8 protein-coding genes are annotated in these 6,190 nt (G+C 40.4%); 2 read left to right on the forward strand and 6 right to left on the reverse strand.

What is annotated here, in order from left to right; translation table 11 throughout:
- The first annotated feature begins 3 nt into the window (after positions 1 to 3).
- On the forward strand, positions 4 to 714 hold the full coding sequence (locus ACTB0Y_RS13810; protein WP_463207416.1) for a YebC/PmpR family DNA-binding transcriptional regulator: 711 nt from the start codon (positions 4 to 6) through the stop codon (positions 712 to 714).
- 117 nt (positions 715 to 831) lie between these two features.
- Here the strand turns inward: ACTB0Y_RS13810 and ACTB0Y_RS13815 are convergent, their stop codons facing one another.
- The 5 genes from ACTB0Y_RS13815 to ACTB0Y_RS13835 all read right to left on the reverse strand — a co-directional run bounded on the left by ACTB0Y_RS13815 (position 832) and on the right by ACTB0Y_RS13835 (position 4,703).
- A complete protein-coding gene (locus ACTB0Y_RS13815; protein ID WP_463207417.1) occupies positions 832 to 1,404 on the reverse strand; it encodes an FMN-binding protein in 573 nt (190 codons plus the stop codon).
- Positions 1,405 to 1,467: 63 nt separating this feature from the next.
- Positions 1,468 to 2,676, reverse strand: a complete 1,209-nt coding sequence (locus ACTB0Y_RS13820) for a hypothetical protein (RefSeq protein ID WP_463207418.1) — start codon at positions 2,674 to 2,676, stop codon at positions 1,468 to 1,470.
- Between the two features lie 102 nt (positions 2,677 to 2,778).
- Complete coding sequence (locus ACTB0Y_RS13825) at positions 2,779 to 3,342, reverse strand: manganese efflux pump MntP (protein WP_463207419.1); 564 nt, start codon at positions 3,340 to 3,342, stop codon at positions 2,779 to 2,781.
- A gap of 72 nt (positions 3,343 to 3,414) precedes the next feature.
- The gene (locus tag ACTB0Y_RS13830) at positions 3,415 to 4,008 is read right to left on the reverse strand and encodes a response regulator transcription factor (protein WP_463207420.1); all 594 of its coding nucleotides are present in this window, start codon (positions 4,006 to 4,008) and stop codon (positions 3,415 to 3,417) included.
- Positions 4,005 to 4,703, reverse strand: a complete 699-nt coding sequence (locus ACTB0Y_RS13835; protein WP_463207421.1) for a hemerythrin domain-containing protein — start codon at positions 4,701 to 4,703, stop codon at positions 4,005 to 4,007. The genes ACTB0Y_RS13830 and ACTB0Y_RS13835 overlap by 4 nt, the downstream gene beginning before the upstream one ends.
- A gap of 356 nt (positions 4,704 to 5,059) precedes the next feature.
- Here ACTB0Y_RS13835 and ACTB0Y_RS13840 point away from each other — a divergent pair, with 356 nt between their 5' ends.
- Entirely contained in the window at positions 5,060 to 5,431 is a 372-nt protein-coding gene (locus ACTB0Y_RS13840) for a hypothetical protein (RefSeq protein ID WP_463207422.1), read from the forward strand.
- A 43-nt stretch (positions 5,432 to 5,474) separates the two neighbouring features.
- Here the strand turns inward: ACTB0Y_RS13840 and ACTB0Y_RS13845 are convergent, their stop codons facing one another.
- Positions 5,475 to 5,870, reverse strand: coding sequence for a hypothetical protein (locus tag ACTB0Y_RS13845; RefSeq protein ID WP_463207423.1), 396 nt, complete (start codon positions 5,868 to 5,870; stop codon positions 5,475 to 5,477).
- Positions 5,871 to 6,190 lie beyond the last annotated feature (320 nt).

Below are 6,190 nucleotides of genomic sequence, written 5' to 3' on the forward strand. Positions count from 1 at the left end.
ACCATGGGACGTGCATTCGAATATCGCCGTGCAGCAAAAGAGAAACGCTGGGATAAAATGTCTAAAATGTTTCCTAAACTGGCCAAAGCTATCACTGTGGCAGCCAAAGACGGTGGAACCGATCCGGAGATGAACCCCAAACTGCGCACCGCAATTCAAAATGCCAAAGCGCAGAACATGCCCAAAGATAATATCGAAAATGCCATAAAACGCGCAGACGGTAAAGATGCCGAGAGCTATACCGAAGTCAATTACGAGGGTAAAGGGCCTCACGGGGTGTTGGTTTTTGTGGAATGTATGACAGACAATACCATGCGCACAGTAGCCAATGTGAAGTCTTATTTTAACAAAGCCGGTGGCAGCATGGTGCCAAACGGTTCTTTGGAGTATCTTTTTGATCGTAAAGCTGTCATACAATTTGATAAAACAGAAGAAACCGACATTGAAGCACTGGAGTTGGAATTGATTGATGCCGGACTGGACTCAATTGAAGAACACGAAGGTAGCGTTTATGTGTATGGCGATTATACCGTGTTTGGAGACCTGTCCAAAGCGATTGAAGAAAAGGGTATCGATATTAAGAAAGCTAATCTGCAACGCATCCCTAACAGTCCGGTTGAATTTACGGATGAGCAACTGGAAGAAATCGAAAAAATGCTCGACAAACTTGAGGATGACGACGATGTACAGGAGGTTTTTACCAATATTGCCTAAGAGCTGTTAGAGCCAAAAATTGAATATTTGATACCGTTTTGCTTACCTGAGTTTCATTGCGGGTGGCCCTCATCCATTCGATTGTTTTTCATGAAAACTCTAAATATTTAAGTGCTTTTATAAGCTTTTCAAAACTGTATCTATCATTTTTATTCTCAGTGCCATATCATCTGTAATGGCGTGAGAAGAGATTGTAGCACCTGATATGCCATCAATATTTTTTCCTACAACAGGCTTTTCCTTATGGTTGAGCTTTTCGAATTGTCGCAACCAGCCTTTTGACACAATGCCATGCCCTTTTGTAGCCTGGTAATTAAAAACCCTGACTTCTTTAACTTTGCCTTTTATGTTGAATATGGCAAAATAGTCGAAGTATTCACCACTTGCTTTATTGGAGGTCTTTTGGGGAGCGGAACAGCCACCACTACGGCAGCTGTACACACGTCCTGAATATATGATAACAAATTGGCTTTTACCGGGATTGTTGACCTTAAATACTTTGCCACTGATCTGATATTCACTGATGAACTTTTCTGATAGATTGACCTCCTCAAATTCAGGTTTAGCGATATCAAAACTTCTTTTCAAGGTCCTTAGCAAAATTTTATTTTCATGTTCTATTTCCGGCTGGGAAACACCCATGCTGACAATTCCTATCAGAAGTATTGAATATTTTATTAAAATTTGCATAGTATTTAAAGTTTCTGTTTCTAGTTAGAGAAATATGAGGGGAGAGGCCGGAGCCCCTGCCCGTTAAAACATAACACCAAATCCTGCATTGAATACATGCGATGGTTCATTTGCAGCCTGGTTGTTGAAAAATTGTATGTCTGTTTTGAGTACAGCTCCTCTGGCCAATTGAAGTGTTAAGCCCGTGGTAAGTACTGACCGGTTATATTCATCATTTTGCACTAATGGATCTGCAACCGATGCGTGGGTGTTGTAATTCGAATAGCGTACAAAGGGGACCAGTTTTTTATCGGTATTGGAGAAGAGTCTCAATACGTTGTACCCAGCCTCTGCGTAGAAGCCTGTCATGGTGCTACCAAGATCGTTTGGTGTGCCATCATTTGCGGCTGTAAAGGTATTGTACTGATCAGTATTGTTTAAAGCTGCATAATAGTATTGACCGCGCATTTCCAATCCATGGTACTGGTAGCGGGCATCTACTCCAATCATTGAAACACCAACGCTTGAAGAATCTGCCATGGACTGGGCTTCGTTGTTGTCTTTTTCTATGCCGTCGTATAACTGACTCTGCGTTTTTCCAAAGTAGCCTGAAATGCCAATGTTTAATCCCCTGATTCCGTAATATTCCACTTTACCGGTAAAGTTGGGTGAACTGATGTAGGATTTAATTCCTTTTTGACGTCCACCACGTAAACCACTGCTTCCGCCCAGTTGAGCTGCTCCATCGTACCCGTTGAATCCATTCATGATGTAGGCCTGGTACCGCATAGAAGCTTGCAGGATGTTTCCGTTGATACCAACACCTATTTCGCGCCAGGTGCTGGGCACAATGTATTTATCCATCCACGGACGCTCTACACCGTTAAAAGTTGTGGGTTCATGATACTCATTTATAAGTCCCATTGGAGTTAGAATGAGTCCCGTGCGGAAGTTTACATAGTCATTTAACTGGTATTGTAACCATGCTTGCTCAATGTATACTTCTTCAACATGCTCATATTCAATTTCGGTTACAAATTGGGTGCGGTCGTTAAACTGATAACCAAAAAGCATTACAATACGGTGCACATCTAATTTCCCGTTTTGGCGTATTTCGTTGTCTAATGGCTGATTATAATGTACCTCGCCATAACCGCCGATTTTGAGTTTGCCATCGGTTTGTAACAGCCTTTCAGCAGTGTTGGTAAATATGTTTGTGCTATCGCTGGTTTGCGATAAAGCTGCACTAAATGATAAAATCACCAGACTGATTGTTGTAATAATTTTTTGCATAGGTTTATTTCTTTTTATTTAGATTGAATTAACGTTGGCAAATATAACGCCCGTTATTCAATCCTGAAATCCCTATTTGTTGGGATATTTTATAAAGAATTTCTATGCAATAAGTGTGTGCTCAATGAGAATCTTAATGCCAAGGCCAATCAATACAAGGCCTCCAATAAGTTCAAGTTTGATGTTGAGCCGGTGCCCCAGGTGGTGTCCAAGATAGATGCCGGAAAAGGAAAAGATGAAGGTGATAAGGCCTATGATGATGGCCGGTAGCCAGATTGTGTTGCCCAGTAGCCCGATTCCTACACCCACTATTAAAGCGTCGATGCTGGTGGCCAGTGCCATGCTTGCCAATATGATAGGTCGTGAAGGGCAAAAGCATTCATCTTGTTGCTCGTTTTTGAGTCCTTCAAAAATCATTTTGCCACCAATGACCAAAAGCAGTATAAATGCTATCCAATGGTCGTAACTGGAGATAATGTGCTTAAAACCTCGTCCTATAAACCAGCCCACAATAGGTAATGTGCCTTGAAAGATGGCCATATACAGGGCAATTTTAACAGACTCATATGTACGAACTGTTTTCATGCAAACGCCCGTGCTGACACTGGCAGCCAGACTGTCGACCGATAAACCCGCGGCAAGGATAAAAATGGAGATAAGCGACATAGGGACAAGATTTCGACTTCGAATCTCAAAAACTGCGCCATTGGCCAATGCTTGTTGTAATCTGTATCCGGTCTAAATAAGTGTTTCGGGATCAATGGTGTCCGTGTCGACTAACTTGTTTAAAATAGCGTAGACCGTAATGCCCGATATGGATTTGATGCCGAGTTTGGCTGTGATGTTTTTCCGGTGAGAGATTACAGTGTGGATGCTGATGTGTAGCTTGTCAGCCATTTCCTTATTGGTCAGGCCAAGAGCAATGCTGCGCACCACATCGGTTTCGCGGGCAGTAAGCTCGTTTTTGGTTTTTTCTGCTTGTGCGGATTCCTGTTGCGCCAAAAGAGGTGCTAATAAATCGTAAAATTCACCTTTCGTTGCCCACAGGGAGATGCTTTGGTCATAAATTAAGCTTTTGGAAGGGGTAGCTCCCGGCCAGGTTAGGCAAATGGTGCTCAACTGTTGTGCTTGTTTTAGATTACGCAACCGATTCATATCAATAGGCTCGAGTGGATGAGTCATTACAACAAAGCTGCTGAATTCCGGTACTTTTTCTGCAAAATCAAAAATATTTGAAAAGGTCAGAACCTCGGCATTAAAGTAACTTTTGATCACTTCCGTTAAACCATAACGTACCACAGACGACGGATGTATTACTATGGCCTTTTTCATGTTCGTTTTATCTGCTTTTCTATATTCTCAACCAGGGGCACGAGTAAATTATCTTCGATGCGGGCATGGTCTCTGATGTCTTTCTCAAAACGGTACAGTTCAAATAGAAATTCATTTGCGGTATTGTTTTTATAAGTGGGCTCAATGTGTCTGATGATGAGGTTTTTCAAATCATTGATTTTTTCCTCCACATTGGTATGTTCCTCTTCAAATTTATGAATAGAGAATTCAACAGGTTTTTCCTTACGCCCAACCAGTGTTTCTATGTAGGGGAAAACCCGTTTTTCTTCGTCGTCGATATGTACCTTGAGCTCATTCTTATATTTGTTATAAAAAGTCTTAATCATTTGAATATTTCCGCAGCTACCCTCACAGCTTTCTATTAAGTTATCAAGTAATTCATCGAGTTTTGGTATGGTGTAATTCAAATAATACTCATGTGTTTTATGCAGGTATCTTACGAGCTCAAGAGGTGAGAATTTTTTTGGGTCAAGTTCCTGAAAAAATTCCGGGTTGTGGTAGGTGTTGATGATGGCCAGAAAGAATTCTTTGTCAATTTCTTTCTGCTTACAGATATCGGCAATAGTTTGGTTTCCTATCCCCAGGCTGATGTTGAAACGGTTAATAACCGGCAATAACTTCGGGTTAATCTCAATTACTTCTGCGAGCCGATCTTGCGATTTGAAAATTTGCATGTGCTTGATTTTACTTGTAGAACCTTTTCGGGTTTTGGTTGTTTATGTGCAACTGTGGAAAATTTTACCCGTATGCCTGAAAATTTCCATAGTGAAAGCAGTGTGCAAACTAAGGAAAAGTGTTTGGCCTATACGTAAACGTGATCTTGTTCATAGTGTTACAGTTTTTTAAATAATAGATGCGGGTGTACGAAGATGTACACAAAAGATGTTAATATCTTTTTTAACTTTTTCTTTAAGTTGTTACAAATTAGTGTTTAATGCTTGGTTCGTTGTTTTTAAGTCCCTGGCTAGTCTTAACATAAATGCTTTTATGTTGTATTAAAAGTAAAATTAACCCATAAAACTTAACAGTTATGCAATACCTTAAAACTAAAACAACCCGAATTATCATGATATTGGCCATTATGGCAATAAGTACAACAATGGTGACGGCTACTACCAACTCAGGTGCTGAAAATTTCCGACTGGCTACTTTTCAGAAGCAACAGCTTAAACAAGTGCTTGATCGTGCAGTAGATTATCCAAAGCAGGCTGATGTTAGCAACGAGGCCGGTCTGGTAAAAGCTGAGGTTCGCATTACCAATGATGGCAGCTTCGAAATTGTAGCCATCAATGGACACCCTGCCCTGACCGCTTATGTGCAAGCGCAACTGGCCAATATCTCTTTTGCAGATTATCGTTTAAATGGTAAATCGTTTATTGCAAAATTTGATTTTAGAAACTAAAAGTTTTTTAACTTTTGCCGGGCCGCCTTTTGGCGGTCCTTTTTTAATCATTAAGTATCCGTATACTGTCCATATACCACCGGTTATTTTTCAAAATAAAAAATCGTTTCTCTTCATAACCAAAACGTGGTGCATAAATTTTTTCAATTATTTTTCCATTGAGTGAATCAAAATGCATATCAAATTCTTTCGGATATTTTTTGACGCTTAGCATAGCGCGGGGCAGTGTTTTTTGAGTATAAGAATATAGCTTATTTCTGGGTCTGGTGTCTCCTTTAGGGTAATCCCGGGTGATGCTTGCACGTTCATAAACCTTCAGGGGGAAATTGATGCGGCTGTAATGAAAAACACTATCGCGATAAAACTTTTTGTGAAACCTTTTAAAGTTTTCAGGCTTATTGTAGTTTTTTGTGATACCGCAGCTGGTAAATAATATCACAAATAAAATGACTTTTATAAACGATGAAGCGCGCATATCAAAAAAGCATTAATGGTATGGTTAATAATTTGTATCAATAGCGAAAATGCCTGATATTGAGTTTTAAGGCTGTTGGCTTTCATCTGTATATTTTTAATTTTATTCGCAAACTTCCGGCCAAAGGCGGGATAGCCTACCCCGCTGCAAGCGGGGGACTTAAGTTTGGCTAATTTCGCATATAGCAAATAGCAGATGATAAGGCAGGAGCATAGTTTTTCCGGCTTCGTGTTTCAAGTTCCCGTTTCACGAAGCCGGAAAAACTCCTGCATCCCAGAGCCTTT

Source organism: Salinivirga sp., assembly GCF_055145285.1.

Excerpts from the sequence above, each read along its gene's own strand:
- ACTB0Y_RS13810 (WP_463207416.1), top strand. The coding sequence starts at position 4 with ATGGGACGTGCATTCGAATATCGCCGTGCAGCAAAAGAGAAACGCTGG.
- ACTB0Y_RS13815 (WP_463207417.1), bottom strand. The coding sequence starts at position 1,404 with ATGCAAATTTTAATAAAATATTCAATACTTCTGATAGGAATTGTCAGC.
- ACTB0Y_RS13820 (WP_463207418.1), bottom strand. The coding sequence starts at position 2,676 with ATGCAAAAAATTATTACAACAATCAGTCTGGTGATTTTATCATTTAGT.
- ACTB0Y_RS13825 (WP_463207419.1), bottom strand. The coding sequence starts at position 3,342 with ATGTCGCTTATCTCCATTTTTATCCTTGCCGCGGGTTTATCGGTCGAC.
- ACTB0Y_RS13830 (WP_463207420.1), bottom strand. The coding sequence starts at position 4,008 with ATGAAAAAGGCCATAGTAATACATCCGTCGTCTGTGGTACGTTATGGT.
- ACTB0Y_RS13835 (WP_463207421.1), bottom strand. The coding sequence starts at position 4,703 with ATGCAAATTTTCAAATCGCAAGATCGGCTCGCAGAAGTAATTGAGATT.
- ACTB0Y_RS13840 (WP_463207422.1), top strand. The coding sequence starts at position 5,060 with ATGCAATACCTTAAAACTAAAACAACCCGAATTATCATGATATTGGCC.